Here is an 18,096-nt window from a genome sequence, read left to right on the forward strand (position 1 = left end):
CGGATGACGGCGGTCAGGACCAGATCGACTTGGCGACGTAAGCAACAGCGGTGATCACGAACGACATCCCTACGAACCCGAGGACGACATAAACGCGTTCAACGGGGGGCCGAGTTGGCAAGGAATAGGCGCCCTTAGTGCCGCGCCAGTGCGCGGCGGCAAAGCCCAATACGATCAAAGCAAATGCTTGATGGGTCAGCGCCATGTGCAGCGGCACATGCATCAGCAGCGTGCCAATGCCGATCGAGGCTTGAACAAGCACCAGCAAAAACAACAGCGTCGCGCGGTTGGCGTGCGTTGAACCTGGCAGCCGCCGACGTGTGGCGATCATGTGCCAGAGCGCGACGGCGAAGACCGTATAGGCGCCGAGCCGATGCACGAACTGCACCGTCTTCGGGCTTTCGAAGAAGTTGCGCCATGCCGGTTCGAGGATCAGCAGATCGCCGGGGACGATCTTGCCGTCCATCAGCGGCCAGGTGTTGTAGCTCAAGCCGGCATCGAGCCCGGCGACCAGACCGCCGAGATAGATCTGGATCAGCGCCAGAAGCAAGATCAAGCCGGCCAGCCGTTGCGTCGAGCGATCGGCGGCGGGCTCGGAATGCGGCGCCAGCCCACGGGCCACGACCATGGTGGCGGTGAAGATCAACGCCGCCAGCGTCAAATGCGTCGCCAGCCGGTACTGGCTGACGGAAACCCGGTCGACCAGGCCGGAGGCCACCATCCACCAGCCGATGGCGCCTTGCAGGCCGCCGAGAAGCAGAATGCCGACCAGCTTTGGCCCAAGGCCGCGCTCGATGCGGCGCGTTACCCAGAAGACCAGCAGCGGCAAGGCGAAAACCAGGCCGACGCTGCGCGCCAGCAGACGGTGCGCCCACTCCCACCAGAAGATCGACTTGAAAGCCTCGATGCTCATGCCCTTGTTGAGCTCGGTGTATTGCGGGATCTGCTGGTAGCGCTGAAATTCCTCTTGCCACTCGGCGTCGTTGAGCGGCGGGATGACGCCATGGATCGGCTGCCATTCGGTGATCGACAGGCCGGACTCGGTAAGCCGGGTGGCGCCGCCGACCAGCACCAGTGCAAACAGCACCAGAAGCACGACGTAAAGCCAGCCACGCACGAGCGCGCGGTTGTGCAGGTCGCGGTCGCGGGCAACGTATGGCGCAGCGGCGGCTGATATGGCAGCCATGATCTTGTCCCGGCAGGTTGAGGTCGCGGATTGGTGAACCATCACACCCGAGCTGGCAAGACCATCCGGCGCGGCACGCCGTCGCGCCGTCCGCCGCGGGTTGCGATAGTCCTGCGTTCGGCCTAAGCGATAGCCATCAACGAGGCCGAGCCATGCCCATTCGCCTGAAAAAGCTGATCGGAATGTTCCTGCTGGTGGCACTGGTCATCATCTATGCGCTGGTCGCATCGGTCTTCGCGGTCGCGCAGCTATCGGAGTCAGGCGCCTTGGTGCAATTCCTGTTCTTCCTGTTCAGCGGCCTGCTCTGGGTGCTGCCGGCAATGGGCATCATCAAGTGGCTGATGCTGGAGCCACGGGCGAAGCGCTGACGCCGGGCTGGCCCGTCGCAATCAGATGGTGACGAGCATCTTGCCGGCATTGGCGAGCGGTGTCGTCACACCTGACAGCATGGTGCGGATATGGGCAAGGTTCTGGTAGCGGCCATTGATCGAAATGCGCGGCAAGGCCTGCAGGAATCCGGCATGTTCGGCGCGCAGCACGCCATGGCGGGTGGTCACGGCGGAGTTATAGCCGGCGTCACGGACAAAGCCGACTTCGCGGCAGCCGACGGCGCTTGCATAGCCATAAGGATAGGCGAAATGGTGCGGCTCGATGCCGAGTTCGGCCCGCAACATGTCCTTTACAGCTGATATCTCGTGGCGCGCATCGGCCTCGGAAAGCCGCTTCAGATTGCTGTGGTTGATCGTATGGGCGCCGATCGTCACCAGTGGATGCGCGGCAACACTGCGAATCTCATCCCAGTTCATCAGTGTCCGCAGGCGCGGCGCATCCGCGTCGACGCCATTTGAAGCGGCGAGATCGCGCAGCACGGTGCGCAAATCTTCCTCGCGAACCTCGTTGGCGAGATAGGCGTGCAGCCGGGCTATGGCCTGGGTTTTCCTGGCGGGGGTCGCGCAATCGATCACCGTTGGACCATTCGAGGTCGCGAGCGTCAGGCGGTCGCAGGCGTTGACGATGTCCTCGGCCACATCCCACCACAGATCGGCGGTGCCGTCGATCAGCCCCGGCGCGACATAGATGGTGATCGGCGCGCCGTGCTTTTCCAGCACCGGCAGGGCCTCTGTCATGTTGTCTCGATAGGCATCATCGGCGGTGATGGTGGCGAAGCGGCCGCCCTTGCCGTCGGCCTTGATGCGCTCGACGGCTTCGTCCATCGAGACGAAGGCATAGCCGTCGGCCTTCATATCGGCGATCACCGCGTCGAGGAAACTGGGGGCGATGTTGAGGTGCCGGTTGACGCTGTCTGGCTTTTCCGGTGTCGCCGTTACGCGGTGCAGCATCAGGATGGCGCCGATGCCGCCGACAAACGGCCTGGCCAGCGGTGCGAGGCCGGTATAGCGCGCGAAATTGAGCGCCAGCTTCCGGATTGCCTCCCCACCGTCGATCATTCATTCACCTTTTGCGCCTAGGCTTGATCCAAGCACGGAACACGCCTGAGCGCTCCCCCAAATCGGGATGAATACGCCTTAAGGATTGAGGTATGGTTGACGCAATGGCGTCATTTGACGGCAATCGGCTCGCGGCCACCGAGACTTCGCCGCGCGCCCTGCCGAAGGATGCAGCGCAGCTGTCGGTTTCCGTTGCTGCAGCCGAAGGGCTCACGGCCTATGCGGGGTTCTGCCGCTCGGCGCTCTGCGCGCCGGCGCAGGGCGCGACATGGATCCTGAACTGGGCCGCGCAACTCAAACCCGATTTGCTCGTCGCAACGCTCTCTTTCGAAGGCAAGCCGGTCTTCGCCTTGGCGCTGGAGGTCGTAAGCCAGGGGCCGTTCCGGGTCGCCCGTTTCATGGGCGGCCGCCACGCCAACGGCAATTTCGCCGCAGTGGACCCGCAATGGCTGGCCAGGGCTGACATCACGGCCGTCCGCTCGATGTTTGCCGCCATCGCCAAGGCTCGCCCCGACATCGATCTCATCGCCCTGGAACGGTTGCTGCCCGACTTCGACGGCATCGCCAATCCGCTCGCATCGCTCGATCATTTCGCCAGCCCCAATCTTTCGCTGGCCGTCGACCTTGCCGGTGGCTTCGATGCGCTGCTGCTGCGCGCCAGCGGCAAGCGCAAACGCAAGAAGCATCGTTCGCAGACGCGGAAATTCGAGGCCGTCGGCAGCCACCGGCGCATCGAGGCACGCAGCTCGGACGAGGTGGACAGGCTGCTCGACGCTTTCTTCGAGATGAAGGAGCAGCGCTTTCGCAAGATGGGCATAGCCAACGTCTTCGGCGACGACCAGACGCGCGCCTTCTTCCGGGGGCTGTTCACGCAAGCCCTGGCCGAGGAGACGCCCTCTTTCGTGCTGCACGGGCTGGAGGTCGCCGGCAAGCTGCGCGCCGTCACCGGGTCGAGCCGTTCCGGCAAGCGCCTGATCTGTGAGTTCGGAGCAATTGCCGAGGACGATCTCTCGCACAGCAGTCCCGGCGATTTTCTGTTCTTCGACAACATCCAGGAAGCCTGCGAGACCGGCTTTGCGGTCTATGATTTCTCCGTCGGCGACGAGCCCTACAAACGGCAGTGGTGCGATATCGAAACCCGGCATTTCGAGGTGCTGGTGCCGCTGACGCTGAAGGGCCGCGCCCTGGCGCGGACGTTTCGCCAAGGCGCGCGGCTGAAGGCCTTCGTCAAGAACAGCCCGACGATCTGGAAGCTGACCAAGATGCTGCGCCGCAAGGCAGCCGGACAGGCTGCACCCGCTCCCACGGACGACGAAAACTAGCCGTCAGAATTTGAGAGCCTCGCGGAGCGCCGGGCCGGCCCTGACGCGCAGATCGAGATCGGCCTCGATGTGATCGATGTGGTGCAGCATCAAGCGGCTTGCCCGCTCGCAATCGCTGTTTTCCAGCGCGCCGACAATTTCGGTGTGCTCGCTGTGCCCGCAGGCTGACACGCCGGACCGTCCGTAAAGCGCAATGACAAGCGAGGAGCGAGCGACCAGTTCCTCCATGAAGCGTTGCAGGATGGCATTGCCGGCGACGGACGCCAGCAGCAGATGAAAATCGCCGGACGCCTTGATTTCTGAACGCCGCGCGGTCGGACCGCGCTCGGCGATGAAGCGGCCCTCCTCGTCGAGTTGCGCCTTGAAGGCGACGATGTCGGTTGATGTGACGCGCCCGCAGGCGGCAATGGCGATGCCGGGTTCGATCAAGCGGCGCGAGGCGAAGACCTGGCGCGCCTCCTCGGGCGACGGGTTGGCGACGAAGGCGCCGCGGTTGCGCTCGGTGCGCACCAGGCCTTCGAAGGACAGCATCTGCAAGGCCGCGCGGGCGACAGTGCGCGACACGTCGAACAGCGTGCCGACCTCGCCTTCCGACAGCTTGGTGCCTGGCGCCAGCCGGCGGTCGACAATGGCGTCGCGCAGATTGTCGCGGATCGCCTGAGCGCGATCCTGATTGGCGCTGTCGGTGGCGGAATAGATCTGATCGGCGATATTCATGGCGATGGCGTTCCTGCCCCCTTCTAGCGCGACTCGTCCTCCCCGCACGAGAGGCAAAGTGGACACGAAGCCAAAAAAGATTGCATACGATTCTTGTGCAAATCGCGCACAATCGCCCATAATTTGTGCAATGCACAAGGCAGCCCACCGGATAGGCAGTAGCCGGAAATTCTGATTCTTCAGACAATTCAAATGGTTGGCGGTTCATCCCGAGATTGGCACGCATGATGCTTTGGTTAATGCGACCAAACGGGGAAGCCTGAATGTCCAAAGCCGCCGAGATCGACATCGTGTCCGTTTCGAAAGTCTATGGAACCACGACCGCCGTCGAGGACATCAGCCTGAAGATACCGGCGGGCACCTATTGCTGCCTGCTCGGTCCCTCCGGCTGCGGCAAGACTTCGACGCTGCGGATGATTGCCGGCCACGAAAGCATTTCGTCCGGCGATGTCCGGCTCGGCAACACCGTCGTCACCGACCTGCCGCCGGCCAAACGCGGCACGGCGATGATGTTCCAGTCCTATGCGCTGTTCCCGCATCTCGACCTTATCGACAATGTCGCCTTCAGCCTGAAGATGAAGGGCGTCGACAAGGAAAAGCGCCGCGGCAAGGCGCTCGACATGCTGAAGCTGATGCAGATGGAGGCCTATGCGACGCGCCGGCCCACGCAGCTTTCCGGCGGCCAGCAGCAGCGCGTCGCGCTCGCCCGCGCGCTGATCACCGAGCCAGAAGCGCTGCTGCTCGACGAGCCGCTGTCGGCGCTCGACCCGTTCCTGAAGATCCGCATGCGCGCCGAGCTGAAGAAATTGCAGACCTCGCTCGGCATCACCTTCGTCCATGTCACCCACAGCCAGGAGGAGGCCATGGCCTTGGCGGACCTGATCGTGGTGATGAATGACGGCCGCATCGAACAGGCGGCACCGCCGCGCGATGTGTTCGAGCGGCCGGCCACCGCCTTCGTCGCGCGCTTCATGGGCGATCACAATGTCATCTCCGGCCGGGTCACCGGCGCGCGCGACGGCATGGTCGTCTTCGACGTCAATGGCGGCGGCTCGCTCGCCGCCAGCGGCAACCGCCAAGAGCCAGGCGCGCCGATCGACATCGCCATCCGCACCGACCATGTCCGCATCGGCGACGCGCCCGCGCCCGGGCACGGCTTCACCGGCATCGTCTCCAACATCGAATATCGCGGCGCCACGGTGAAGCTGTCGGTAACCGGCGCCGGCATCGACGATTTCACGGTCATCGTCGACGATTCCGACTTCTTCGCCAGACCCGTCGCCATCGGCGACGCCGTACCGCTCGCCTGGGATCCGCAAGACGCGATCGTCCTCGGCCGCCTCAATTCATGACTCCAACCAAGCAAAACAAGACAGGGGAATAGACATGACAGACACCATACAAACCAAGACTGGCATTTCGCGCCGCTCGCTGCTCAAGACGGGTGCGGCGGCCGTCGGCCTTGCCGCCGGCTCGGGCGTTATCACCGGCTTCCCGACCATCTGGGCGCAGTCCAACATCACGCTGCGCCAGTTCGGCACCGGCGTGTCGAACCTCAACGCCATCGCCGACAAGTGCAAGGCCGACCTCGGCATCACGCTGGAGATGACGGCGACCGATTCCGACGCCGCCGCGCAGCGCGCCGTGACCCAGCCCGACAGCTACGACATCGCCGATATCGAATACTGGATCTGCAAGAAGGTGTTCCCCACCGGCGTGCTGCAGCCGATGGATGTCAGCAAGCTGAAATATTATGACGAGCTGGTGCCGCTGTTCAAAACCGGCAAACTCACCCCCGACAGTGTTATCGCCCAGGGCACCGCGCCGCACACCGTCGGCTTCGTCGAGGCGCAGGACTCCAAGACCTTCGCCAAGGCGCCGACCAACTGGTTCACCATGGTGCCGACCATCTACAACGCCGATACGCTGGGCATCCGCCCCGACCTCGTCGGCCGCGACATCACAACCTGGGCCGATATCATGGACCCGGCCTTCAAGGGCAAGACCGCCATCCTCAACATCCCGTCCATCGGCATCATGGATGCCGCCATGATCATGGAAGCCACCGGCAACATCAAATATGCCGACAAGGGCAACATGACCAAGGACGAGATCGACAAGACGATCGACTTCCTGATCAAGGCCAAGCAGGCCGGCCAGTTCCGCGCCTTCTGGAAGTCCTTCGACGAGAGTGTCAATTTGATGGCGTCGGGCGAAGTCGTCATCCAATCCATGTGGTCGCCGGCCGTCGCCGCCGTGCGCTCCAAGGGCATTGCCTGCCGCTTCCAGCCACTCAAGGAAGGTTATCGCTCATGGGGCGGCGGCCTTGGCCTCGCCGCCCACCTCAAGGGCGCCGAACTCGACGCGGCCTATGAATACATCAACTGGTACACGTCGGGCTGGGTCGGCGGCTATCTCAACCGCCAGGGCTACTACTCGGCCAACATGGTCTCGGCCAAGAAGTTCATGACCGAGGACGAATGGGGCTACTGGATCGAGGGCAAGCCGGCCAAGGGCGAGATCAAGGCGCCGGACGGCACGGTCATGGAAAAAGCCGGCGCCGTGCGCGATGGCGGCTCCTTCGAGGAGCGCATGGGCAAGGTCGCCTGCTGGAACTCGGTGATGGACGAGGACCGCTACATGGTGAAGCGCTGGAACGAGTTCATCGCGGCGTAAGGGAACAAGCGCCGCGCCTTCCCTTCCCCTTCTCCCCTTGTGGGAGAAGGTGGATCGGCGCGTAGCGCCGAGACGGATGAGGGGTGTTCCAGCGGAGTGAGACGTTGGCTTTCCCTGGAACACCCCTCATCCGACCTCACTTCGTGAGGCCACCTTCTCCCACAAGGGGAGAAGGAAAGGCCGCTCCGCAAACTTGCACCGAGAGCCTAGATGACAGTCGCGCTCGAACGCCCCGCCATCGCCGCCGCGAAACCAGTCCGACGCCGCCGCTTCTCCATCGGCGCCGTCACACCCTACCTCCAGTCGGCTCCGCTGGCGCTGATCCTCGGCGCGTTCCTGCTTTTGCCCATCATCATGATCGTCGTCGTGTCCTTCTGGGATTACGACTTCGCCGCCATGTATCCGGATTTCCTGACCACCAACTATTCCGATGTGCTGGGCTCCTGGGTCACCTGGAAGACCTATCTCAACACCATCAAATTCGCCGCCATCGTCTGGGCGCTGACCTTGTTCATCGGCTTCTGGGTCGCCTATTTCCTCGCCTTCCACATCCGCACCACGGCCATGCAGATGGTGCTGTTCCTGGTCTGCACCGTGCCGTTCCTGACCTCCAACATCATCCGCATGATCTCGTGGATCCCGGTGCTCGGCCGCAACGGGCTGATCAACTCGACGCTGGTACATATGGGGCTGGTGCCAAAACCCATCGAATGGCTGCTCTATTCCGAATTCGCGGTCGTGCTGGCCATGGTGCATCTCTACACGCTGTTCATGGTGACGCCGATCTTCAACACGCTGATGCGCATCGACCGCTCGCTGGTCGAGGCCGCGCGCGATGCCGGCGCCTCCGGCTGGCAGGTGCTGTGGAACGTCATCATTCCGCTGGCCAAGCCCGGCATGGCGATCGGCACCATCTTCGTCGTCACGCTGGTGATGGCCGACTTCTCCACCGTGCAGGTGATGTCGGGCGGCCAGAGCGCATCCGTTGCGCTGATGATGAAGAACCAGATGTCGCTGCTGCAATATCCGGCCGCCGCCGCCAACGCCGTGGTGCTTTTGGTGCTGGTGCTCTTAATGGTCGCCGGCATCCTGCGCATCGTCGATATCCGCAGGGAGCTTTGACGTGAGCCACGAAAAACGCACCCTCGAATTCTACGTGCTCGCCGCCTTCTTCGCGCTGTTCGTGCTGTTCCTTTACGGCCCGCTGTCGGCGATCCTGATCCTCTCTTTCCAGGGCGAGACCGGCGGCCTCACCTTCCCGCTCAACGGCGTGTCGCTGCACTGGTTCGCCAATCTGTTCGAGCGTCAGGCGGTCGGCGATTTCGGCGGCAGCTTCAAGCGCTCGCTGGTGCTGGGCCTGATGGTGATGGTCGTCACCGTCGTGGTGTCGCTGCTCGCCGGCCTTGCCTTCCGGCAAAAATTTCGCGGCGCCACCGCGCTGTTCTATCTGGCGGTCGCCAGTCTCGTCGTGCCCTCCATCATCATCTCGCTCGGCATCGGCGTCGTTTTCCAGCAGGTCGGCTTGCGGCCAGCCTGGTATACGTCGGCCTTCGGCGCGCATCTGACCTGGACCTTGCCGTTCGGCGTGCTGATCATGTTCGCCGTCTTCAACCGCTTCTCGCCGGCCTATGAGGAAGCCGCGCGCGATCTTGGCGCCTCGTCCTGGCAGACCTTCGCCCATGTCGTGTTGCCGATGATCGCGCCGAGCCTGATCGGCGTCGGCCTGTTCGGCTTCACGCTGTCCTATGACGAGTTCGCCCGCACGCTGATGACGTCGGGGACCTTCAACACGCTGCCGCTCGAGATCTATGGCATGACCACCAATGTCACGACGCCGGTGCTCTACGCGCTGGGCACGGTGACCACCGTGTTTTCCTTCCTGGTGATCCTGGCAACACTGGGCGCCATCCTCTATGTCGGCCGCCGCCGGGCGAGAGCGTGATCGTGCAGATCCTTGTGGTGAACCCAAACACGACGGCGAGCATGACCGAGACGATCGCCGCGGCCGCGCGCGGCGTCGCCGGCGTCCGGACCGAAATCGTCGCCGTCACCTCGTCGACGGGACCAGCCTCGATTGAGGGCTATTATGACGAGGCGCTGGCGGTGCCCGGCCTGCTGATGGAGATCGCCGCCGGCGAACGCCGTGGAGCACAGGCGGCGATCATCGCCTGTTTCGACGACACCGGCCTCGACGCCGCGCGGGCCATGGCCGCCATTCCCGTCATCGGCATCTGCGAGGCCGCACTCAGCATGGCCTCCTTCATCGCCCAGCGCTTCACCGTCGTCACCACCACCGAACGCTCGCGCGTGCCTGTGGAAGGGCTGGTGCAACGCTACGGCATGTCGGGACGGGCGCGTGTGCGGGCCGCCGACATTCCGGTGCTGGCACTCGAGGATCCGGCATCAGGCGCGATCGGCAAGCTGCGCGACGAGATCGCCCGCGCCGTCGAGGAGGATCGTGCCGAGGCCATCGTGCTTGGCTGCGCCGGCATGGCGGACCTTGCTCACCAGTTGCAGGCGGATTTCGGACTGCCTGTCATCGACGGCGTCGGCGCCGCGATCAAGCAGGCCGAAGCGCTGATTGCGCTCGGCCTGTCGACATCGAAGCGCGGTGCCTATGCCAGCCCGCTGGCCAAGCCCTATCGTGGTATGCTGAAATCGTTCGCGCCCGGAGCAGTCGCGGCGGAGTGAGCACCATGCAACCGATCATCCGCGCGCTGTCGCTGGGGGAATTGGCCGACCTCATCGACTGGGCGGCTGACGAGGGCTGGAACCCCGGCCTTGACGACGCCGCGATGTTCCAGGCGGCGGATCCGGAGGGTTTCATCGGTGCCTTTGTTGGCAACGACATGGTCGCCGCGATCTCGGCGGTGGCCTATGGGCACGATTTTGGTTTCATCGGTCTCTACATCTGCCGCCCAGACATGCGCGGCAAGGGCTATGGCAAGGCGGTGTGGACCGCGGGCATGAACAGGCTGACCGGCCGCACCGTCGGCCTGGATGGCGTCGAAGAGCAGCAGGCCAACTACCGGAGCAAGGGGTTCAGGCCGGTCTACGAGACCATCCGTTACAGCGGGCGCCCTGCGGCCCTGCCCGTCCGTACCGAGCGGCCCCGCATGGTGACCGCACAACCGGTGCCCGACATCATCGGATATGACGCGCTTTGCTTTCCCGCACCCCGGCATTCTTTCCTGCAGCAATGGCTGCGGCCGCCTCACCGTGCCCTGGCAGCGATCACATCACGGGGAACGGCCGGCTATGCGGTGGCGCGATCCTGCCGCAGCGGCTTCAAGATCGGCCCGCTCTTCGCCGACGACGCGCAGACAGCACTCGAATTGCTCGGGGCGCTGGCGAGCGCGTGCGAAGGTGGTGACCTGAACATCGACGTTCCAGCCACCCAGGTGGATTTTATCGCGGCGCTCGAGACAACAGGCTTCTCACCGACCTTCAGCACCACCCGCATGTACCAAGGCCTGCCGCCGAAGCTCGATGCCAACAGGGTATTCGGCGTGACGACGCTGGAGCTGGGTTAGACCAAGCGTGCCGCCGAACAGCAGTTCTTTCAGGCCGCGGAGCGCCGGCCCGGCGTGCCCGGTGGTTCGTGGCCAAGCGGGGTCACCAGCGTCAGGTCGGGATAGCCGCTCTCGATCAGCTTCACGGCCGCCTGCGTCACCTCGTCATCCGGCTCGAGCATCGACAGGAACACCTCGGTGGCCTCGCCGCCCAGGCGGCTGATGCCTTGCGCATCGGCCGGCCCGCATTCTACCACCACCAGATCATAGGCGGTGGTGAGCGACTGCATGATGATCGGCAGCCGGTCGGCGGCGCGCATGGCGCGGACCGGATCGGCGGTGCCGACGGGAATGACGTGGCAGTCGGAATAGAGATCGGCATGGATCACGTCGCTGAACTGCGCCTGCGAAGCGAGCAGATCGGTGATGCCGGGGAAGAGCCCGCTGTCTAGCATCGGCCGCGAGGCGGCACCCGAGGCGGTGAGGTCGAGCAGCAGCACGCGCAGGCCGGCGTCGGACACTTCGCGCGCCACCAGGATCGCCGATGCGGCCGCCTCGTCGCCTTCGGGCGAAACGAATATGGCGCGCGCGGCGCCGCTGGCGATCAGCTTTTCCGCGGCCTTCTCGATGTCGATCTCGCCGAGCACCGAACGTGGCCGCTGAACCTCCACGACAGGCTCCGGCTCGGCGACCGATTCGGCTTCCGCGACAGGCTCAGCCTTGGCCACAGCTTCGGCCGCGGCAACAGGCTGCGCCAGCATCTCCGATTCTATGACCGGTTCCGTGACCGCTTCAGGCCAAGGCGTCTCGGCGGCACGATTGGCGAATTCGCTGGCGACAGCCGGCTCAAGGCGTGCATATGGCTCCAGAGGAGCGGCCGGCTCCTGGTGGGCAGTTGGCTCCTGGCGGGCAGTTGCCGGCATCGCCACCTCGTCGATCGGCGCGAAACGGGCGCCGGTGGCCGGGCGCATGGCGCGGCCCGAGAAGAGTTCCTTGAGCAGCGTGTATACCGCGGCCAGCAGAAGCGAAGCCGCCGCAGCCGCGCCAACGATCGGCCCGACCTTGGGGAAATACGGCTCGGAGGGCACCGAAGCCGGTGAGGAGACACGGGCGTCGACCGGCACGTAATTGCGGTCCTGACGCGAAGCTGCCTCGCGGTAATTGGTCAGATAGAGTTCGAGCTGTTGGCGCTTGGCGGCGGCATCGCGCTGCAGCGCGTCGAGACCGACCTGCTCGTTGCCGGCCTGTGCCGATGCTGCCTTCAATTGATTGACGTCGGAGATGAGCTGGCTTTCACGCGCCTTGGCGGCATCGGCCTGCATCAGCAGGCCCTTCATGATCTTCTGGGCCTCGTTGCGAATCTGCGCGTCGAGATCGGCCAGCTGTGATTTCGCGGCGCGAACGCGCGGATGATTGTCGAGCATCGTCGTCGACAGATCGGCGATGTTGGCGCGCAACTCGGCCTGCCGCTCCCGCAAACGCTGGATCAGGTCGGACGACAGCACTTCCGGTAGTGAGTCGAGCGAGCCGCCATTCTGCAGCGCCTTGCGCACGCTGTCGGCGGTGCCTTCGGCCGCGGCGCGATTGGCCCGCACCCGCGACAATTCGGTCGACAGCTCGGCCAGTTGCTGCGTGGCAAGAACCGCATTGTTGCCGCCCATCAGCAGGTCGGACTGGCCGCGGTAGGCCGCGACCTTGGCCTCGGCATCCCTGACCTGCTTCGACAGGTCGGCGATCTCGGGCGCCAGGAAGTCCGCGGCGGCGGTGTTCGATTCGCTTTTGGCCGCGCCCTGCCCGGCAATATAGGCAGCGGCAATGGCATCGGGGATGGCGGCTGCGAGCTTGGGATCCTCGGAGGAGAACTCGATGGCAATGATGCGGGTCTTTTCAACGCCGAAGACGTTGAGCTTCTCGCGCATCTTCTTCAACACGCGTTCGTCGGCCGGAACATCCATCGGGTCGTTCTTCAGCCCAAGCAGGATCAGCACGCGGCTCAGCGACGACATGTTGATCGTTTCGTCGAACTCAGGCAGTCGCGACAGGCCGAGTTTCTGCGCCACCTGCTTAAGGATTTCGTTGGACGAAATGATCTGGACCTGGGTGGCGACCCCTTGCTCGTCGAGGATCGGCTTGTCGCCGTCATTGTTGCTGCCGGCCGGACGGGTGTAGACGGATTCGCGTGGGGCGATTTCGATCTGCGTCTGGGCCTTGTAGTGCTTTGTCGCGAATGATGCGAAGGCAAACGCCAGGCCCGTCACCACCAGGACGAAGAGCAATATGCGCAGCCAGTTCCTCGCCAGGCTGGCGAAGAGCTGCCTGAGGTCAACGTCGACATCTGCGGCCGCGGACTGAACGGACATGCATCCCTACTCCGAAACTGGGTCAGGATGCACCGTAAACAACTATGGTAACTCAGCCGTTAAGATCGCGGTAATACTCCGTTAGGGATTACTGGCGAGCAGCAAGAAAACGATAAAAACACCAAAACCCCTGCTGCGCGAGCCGTCTCGACCGGCTCCTTTACCGGCCATTAACCCTAACAGGATGATAACGGACCCGATCCCAGATGTTTGCTGCGACGCCGCAGCGGCCAGTCGAAGGTACGTATCCGATCATGAAAAGCACTGCCTCCCTCTTTCGCGCTCTGCTTGCCGTGTCGATGCTCGCCGGCTGCTCCAGCTACCGGCCGACGCCGGCGGCCTTCCACGAGGTCCTTGACCAGCCCTATCGTCTTGGCGCCGGCGACCGCATCCGCGTCACCGTGTTCGAGCAGGACGGACTGACCAACACCTACAGCGTCGACCAGTCCGGCTACCTCTCCTTCCCGCTTGTCGGCGCCATACCGGCGCGTGGCCACACCGCGCAGCAGATGGAAAGGAAATCGCCGACAAGTTGCGGCAAGGCTATCTGCGCGACCCCGACGTCTCGGTCGAGATCGATCGCTACCGGCCGATCTTCGTCATGGGCGAAGTGGGTGCCGCCGGCCAGTATTCCTATGTGCCCGGCCTGACCGTGCAGAAGGCCATCGCCATTGCCGGTGGCTTCTCGCCGCGCGCCAACCAGGAAAGCGTCGATATCACCCGCGACATCAATGGCAAGGTGATGACCGGCCGCGTGGTCACATCCGATCCGCTGCTGCCCGGAGATACCGTCTACGTCCGCGAACGCCTGTTCTGACAGACACCACGTGGCGGACAAGCTCAGGATCGTCCACTGCTTTCGTTCACCCGTCGGAGGAATTTTCCGGCATGTGCGCGACCTGACGGAAGCGCAGGTCGCTGCCGGTCATGTGGTGGGGATCGTCTGCGATTCGACCACCGGCGGCGAATTCGAGGAGCGCCTGTTCGAGCAGATGAAGGACATGCTGGCGCTCGGCATCCACCGCACGCCAATGCAGCGCCATGTCGGCCCGGGCGATCTCGCCTCGGCCCGGCGCACCTACAGGATCATCAAGGAATTGCGGCCGGACGTGTTGCACGGGCACGGCGCCAAAGGTGGCGCCTATGCCCGTCTGTTCGGCTCATTGTTGCGGGTATCAAGGTCTCGCGTAGCCCGCCTTTATTCGCCGCATGGCGGCTCTCTCCACTATGACGAAACAACAGCCACGGGGAAGCTGTTCTTCGCACTGGAGCGCTCCATGGCGCGCTTTACCGATTGCCTGCTGTTCGTCTCGGATTACGAGCGGCGGACCTATCGCAGGAAGGTGGGCGAGCCGCCGATCCCGAACATTCTGGTCTACAACGGACTGCGCGCCGCCGAATTCGAGCCGGTGATCATCGCAGCCGATGCGGCGGATCTGCTCTATATCGGTATGATGCGGGACCTGAAGGGACCCGACATCTTCATCGATGCCCTGGCGGCCGCTGCTCCCCGACTCGGCCGGGCGCTGAGCGCGGTGATGGTCGGCGACGGCGACGACCTGCCGCGCTACCACGCGCAGGTAGAGCGCCTGGGGCTGCAAGGCCATGTCCGCTTCCTGCCGCCAATGCCGGCCAGGGAGGCCTTCGCGCTGGCGGCGCTGGTGGTCGTTCCATCCCGCGCGGAAGCCATGCCCTATATCGTGCTGGAGACACTGGCCGCGGCAAGACCCATGATCGCCACCGCTGTCGGCGGCATACCCGAGATTTTCGGTTCCGGTTCCCCTGCCCTTGTCCGCCCCGATCCCGTCGAACTCGCCGGCAAGATGAGCGAGGCGCTGACCGATCTCTCAGCCTACAGCAAACTCATGCCCGATGGCGGCAGCCTCAGGGCGCGCTTCGGCGCCGACGTCATGGCCGCCGAAATCGAGAAGGCCTATTTCGCCGCGCTCGACAGGTAACGCCCAGGCCTTTCCAAAGCCATGCGTTGTTTCAAGGGTTTCTTAGCTCTCTTTTGCTATTGACCGAGGGGAAGCTTGCGGAAAGCCCCATGAACGAGATCGACCCAGCGCGCCGCTTTTCACCTGAAGCGGTGCGTAAATTCGACGGCCCGACCGAGGGCGATGTGCCCGGCGGCATGAACGACGTTGCCCGGCAGGTCGCGTCGCAATACCGGCGCGATACGATGTCGCCGATCATGGTCAGCGGCGTCCTGCGCATGGTCGAGTTCGGGATCCTGTTCGTTTCGGGGCTCTGCGTCTATTTCTACTTCGTCGGTTTCTTCAACTATCTCGCCTGGCAATATCCGGTGACGATTGCCGCCGCGTCGTTCCTCGCCGTGGTGCTGCTCGATGTCACCGACTGCTACCAGGTCGTTTCCCTGATGCGGCCGATCGCCAATCTTGGCCGTATCCTGCTCGTCTGGGCCGGCACCTTCGCGCTGATGGCGTTGACGGCCTTCGCCATGAAGATGTCGGAAGACTATTCGCGGCTTCTGTTCGGCACCTGGTTCGTCGCCGGCTTCGTCCTCCTCTTCGGCCTCAGGCTGGTGATGTCGAGACTGATCCGGCGCTGGGCACGCGATGGCCGCATGGAGCGGCGCGCCGTCATCGTCGGCGGCGGCAAGGCGGCGGAAGTCCTGATCCGCTCGGTCGAAAAGCAGCCTTACAATGACATCCGCATCTGCGGCATCTTCGATGACCGCTCAGACAAGCGCTCGCCGCCGATCGTCGCCGGCTATCCCAAGCTCGGCACCATTTCGGAACTGATCGAGTTCGCCCGCATCGCCCGCATCGACATGCTGATCGTGTCGCTGCCGCTGACCGCCGAAACGCGCGTGCTGCAGCTGTTGAAGAAGCTGTGGGTGCTGCCGGTCGATATCCGGCTTTCGGCGCATTCCAACGCGCTGCAGTTCCGCCCGCGCGCCTATTCCTTCATCGGCTCGGTGCCGATGCTCGACATCTTCGACAAGCCGATCAACGACTGGGATTCGGTCGCCAAGCGCGCCTTCGACATCATCTTCTCGCTGATCGGCATCATCGTCTTCTCTCCGGTGATGCTGGCGACCGCGATCGCCATCAAGCTCGACAGCAAGGGACCGGTGCTGTTCAAGCAGAAGCGGCATGGCTTCAACAACGAGATCATCGAGGTCTACAAGTTCCGCTCGATGTACACCGACCGGTCGGATCCGACCGCCAAGCAGACGGTGACCAAGAACGATCCGCGCGTCACCCGCGTCGGCCGCTTCATCCGCAAGACCTCGATCGACGAACTGCCGCAATTCGTCAATTCGCTGTTGGGATCGCTGTCGCTGATCGGCCCGCGCCCGCATGCGATTGCCGCGCAGTCGCACAACCTGCTCTACAACGAAGTGGTCGACGGCTATTTCGCCCGCCACAAGGTCAAGCCCGGCGTCACCGGCTGGGCGCAGATCAATGGCTGGCGCGGCGAGATGGACACCAACGAGAAGATCCGCATGCGGACCGAATACGACCTCTACTACATCGAGAACTGGTCGCTGCTGTTCGATCTCAGAATCCTGTTCCTGACGCCGGTCCGGCTGCTCAACACGGAAAACGCCTATTGAGCGCGATTTCCCATGAGCTGCCACTGGGCGCGGTCAACGCCAAGCTGATCGTGCTGATTTCTTCCGCTGCGGTGGTGGTCGGCATCCTTCTGTCCGGCTTCGTCATCAGCGAGCCGGCGCCTTACGAAATCTACATGGCCGGGCTGATCGTCATCTGGGCGCTGTTCGGCCTGCGGATTTCGCGTGCGGCCATGCCTTTGCTGGTGCTGCTGGTGGGGATGAACATCGGCGGCATGATCTCGATGACGCAGATGGCGGACCTTGCCTTCACGCCGCTCTATCTCTCCGTGTCGCTGTTTCTCGCCTTCAGCGCGGTTTTCTTCGCCTCCGTGACAGCCACGCAGCCAGGCCTCTACCGGCTGATCTTCAATGCCTATGTCGTCTCGGCGGTGGCGACCTCGCTGCTCGGCATAGCGGGCTATTTCCATGCCTTCCCCGGCGCCGAAATGTTCACCAAATACGACCGCGCCGCCGGCGCCTTCCAGGATCCGAACGTCTTCGGACCGTTCCTGGTGCTGCCCGGCATCTATCTGCTCTATCTGATCCTGACCGGTTCGGTCTCGCGCATGCCACTGCTGGCGGTGCCGCTACTGATCATCACATTGGGCATCTTCTTCTCCTTCTCGCGCGGCGCCTGGGGCATGTTCGCCGTCTCTGCCGTGCTGCTCACCGGCTGCCTGTTCCTGCAGAGCGCCAGCGGCAAGTTCCGGCTGCGCGTGGTGATCATGACCATCGCCGCACTGTCGCTGCTGGCGATCGCCATCATCGTCATCCTGCAGTTGCCCGGCGTGTCGGAGATGTTCTCCAACCGCGCTCATCTCGAACAGAGCTACGACACCGCCCGCCTCGGCCGCTTCGCCCGCTACGGTATAGGCTTCCAGATGGCGATGGAGCGTCCGTTCGGCATCGGGCCGCTGGTCTTCGGCAAGATGTTCGGCGAGGACACGCACGACATCTGGCTGAAAATGCTGATGGATTATGGCTGGCTCGGCTTCGTGTCGTTCCTGACCCTTGTCGTCTGGACCATCACAGCCGGTTTTCGAATCCTGCTGCGCGACCGGCCATGGCAGCCCTATCTCCTGTGCGCCTATGTCGCCTTCATCGGCAATATCGGGCTCGGCACCTTCATCGACATCGACCACTGGCGCCACATGTATCTGCTGCTCGGCCTGATCTGGGGCGCGATCGCGCTGGAATACCGCCATCAGCGGCTGTTGGGGCCGGCATTTCCAGGCGTGTCGGCGATAGCGCGATAAACGCCGAATTTCGGTTGACCCGGGCGAGGTTATCAC

15 protein-coding genes and 1 pseudogene are annotated in these 18,096 nt (G+C 63.7%); 12 read left to right on the forward strand and 4 right to left on the reverse strand.

Going from position 1 to position 18,096, the window contains the following annotated elements; all coding sequences use genetic code 11:
- Positions 1 to 13 precede the first annotated feature (13 nt).
- A complete protein-coding gene (locus tag AC0V7N_RS26390; RefSeq protein ID WP_496627372.1) occupies positions 14 to 1,186 on the reverse strand; it encodes a COX15/CtaA family protein in 1,173 nt (390 codons plus the stop codon).
- Between the two features lie 152 nt (positions 1,187 to 1,338).
- Here AC0V7N_RS26390 and AC0V7N_RS26395 point away from each other — a divergent pair, with 152 nt between their 5' ends.
- Complete coding sequence (locus tag AC0V7N_RS26395; protein WP_475451170.1) at positions 1,339 to 1,554, forward strand: DUF2842 domain-containing protein; 216 nt, start codon at positions 1,339 to 1,341, stop codon at positions 1,552 to 1,554.
- Positions 1,555 to 1,575: 21 nt separating this feature from the next.
- Here the strand turns inward: AC0V7N_RS26395 and AC0V7N_RS26400 are convergent, their stop codons facing one another.
- Entirely contained in the window at positions 1,576 to 2,634 is a 1,059-nt protein-coding gene (locus tag AC0V7N_RS26400) for a polysaccharide deacetylase family protein (RefSeq protein WP_475451171.1), read from the reverse strand.
- Between the two features lie 92 nt (positions 2,635 to 2,726).
- Here AC0V7N_RS26400 and AC0V7N_RS26405 point away from each other — a divergent pair, with 92 nt between their 5' ends.
- On the forward strand, positions 2,727 to 3,956 hold the full coding sequence (locus AC0V7N_RS26405) for a GNAT family N-acetyltransferase (RefSeq protein ID WP_475451172.1): 1,230 nt from the start codon (positions 2,727 to 2,729) through the stop codon (positions 3,954 to 3,956).
- Between the two features lie 3 nt (positions 3,957 to 3,959).
- Here AC0V7N_RS26405 and AC0V7N_RS26410 read toward each other — a convergent pair whose 3' ends face one another.
- The gene (locus AC0V7N_RS26410) at positions 3,960 to 4,673 is read right to left on the reverse strand and encodes a GntR family transcriptional regulator (protein WP_475451173.1); all 714 of its coding nucleotides are present in this window, start codon (positions 4,671 to 4,673) and stop codon (positions 3,960 to 3,962) included.
- 263 nt (positions 4,674 to 4,936) lie between these two features.
- Between AC0V7N_RS26410 and AC0V7N_RS26415 the strand changes: the two genes are divergently transcribed.
- The 6 genes from AC0V7N_RS26415 (at position 4,937) to AC0V7N_RS26440 (ending at position 10,882) form a co-directional block, all read left to right on the forward strand.
- On the forward strand, positions 4,937 to 6,025 hold the full coding sequence (locus tag AC0V7N_RS26415) for an ABC transporter ATP-binding protein (protein WP_475451174.1): 1,089 nt from the start codon (positions 4,937 to 4,939) through the stop codon (positions 6,023 to 6,025).
- Between the two features lie 34 nt (positions 6,026 to 6,059).
- Positions 6,060 to 7,349 carry an ABC transporter substrate-binding protein gene (locus AC0V7N_RS26420; protein WP_475451175.1) on the forward strand — a complete coding sequence of 430 codons (1,290 nt, stop codon included), beginning with the start codon at positions 6,060 to 6,062 and terminating at the stop codon, positions 7,347 to 7,349.
- Between the two features lie 210 nt (positions 7,350 to 7,559).
- A complete protein-coding gene (locus AC0V7N_RS26425) occupies positions 7,560 to 8,471 on the forward strand; it encodes an ABC transporter permease (protein ID WP_475451176.1) in 912 nt (303 codons plus the stop codon).
- A 1-nt stretch (position 8,472) separates the two neighbouring features.
- Positions 8,473 to 9,291, forward strand: coding sequence for an ABC transporter permease (locus AC0V7N_RS26430; RefSeq protein WP_027042344.1), 819 nt, complete (start codon positions 8,473 to 8,475; stop codon positions 9,289 to 9,291).
- 2 nt (positions 9,292 to 9,293) lie between these two features.
- Entirely contained in the window at positions 9,294 to 10,040 is a 747-nt protein-coding gene (locus AC0V7N_RS26435) for an aspartate/glutamate racemase family protein (RefSeq protein WP_475460501.1), read from the forward strand.
- Between the two features lie 5 nt (positions 10,041 to 10,045).
- Complete coding sequence (locus AC0V7N_RS26440) at positions 10,046 to 10,882, forward strand: GNAT family N-acetyltransferase (protein WP_475451178.1); 837 nt, start codon at positions 10,046 to 10,048, stop codon at positions 10,880 to 10,882.
- A 29-nt stretch (positions 10,883 to 10,911) separates the two neighbouring features.
- Here the strand turns inward: AC0V7N_RS26440 and AC0V7N_RS26445 are convergent, their stop codons facing one another.
- Positions 10,912 to 13,221 carry a GumC family protein gene (locus AC0V7N_RS26445; RefSeq protein ID WP_475451179.1) on the reverse strand — a complete coding sequence of 770 codons (2,310 nt, stop codon included), beginning with the start codon at positions 13,219 to 13,221 and terminating at the stop codon, positions 10,912 to 10,914.
- 254 nt (positions 13,222 to 13,475) lie between these two features.
- On the opposite strand from AC0V7N_RS26445, the pseudogene AC0V7N_RS26450 reads away from it, so the two are divergent.
- From AC0V7N_RS26450 to AC0V7N_RS26465, 4 genes and pseudogenes are all read left to right on the forward strand, one after another.
- Positions 13,476 to 14,038, forward strand: a pseudogene (locus tag AC0V7N_RS26450) (polysaccharide biosynthesis/export family protein).
- A 10-nt stretch (positions 14,039 to 14,048) separates the two neighbouring features.
- Positions 14,049 to 15,179, forward strand: coding sequence for a glycosyltransferase family 4 protein (locus tag AC0V7N_RS26455; RefSeq protein ID WP_475451180.1), 1,131 nt, complete (start codon positions 14,049 to 14,051; stop codon positions 15,177 to 15,179).
- Between the two features lie 89 nt (positions 15,180 to 15,268).
- Positions 15,269 to 16,804: an undecaprenyl-phosphate glucose phosphotransferase gene (locus AC0V7N_RS26460; protein WP_475451181.1), complete on the forward strand. Its 1,536-nt coding sequence runs from the start codon at positions 15,269 to 15,271 to the stop codon at positions 16,802 to 16,804.
- On the forward strand, positions 16,801 to 18,060 hold the full coding sequence (locus tag AC0V7N_RS26465) for an O-antigen ligase family protein (protein ID WP_475451182.1): 1,260 nt from the start codon (positions 16,801 to 16,803) through the stop codon (positions 18,058 to 18,060). The genes AC0V7N_RS26460 and AC0V7N_RS26465 overlap by 4 nt, the downstream gene beginning before the upstream one ends.
- The last annotated feature ends 36 nt before the right edge of the window (positions 18,061 to 18,096 follow it).

The sequence above is a fragment of the Mesorhizobium kamtschaticum genome (assembly GCF_056174585.1).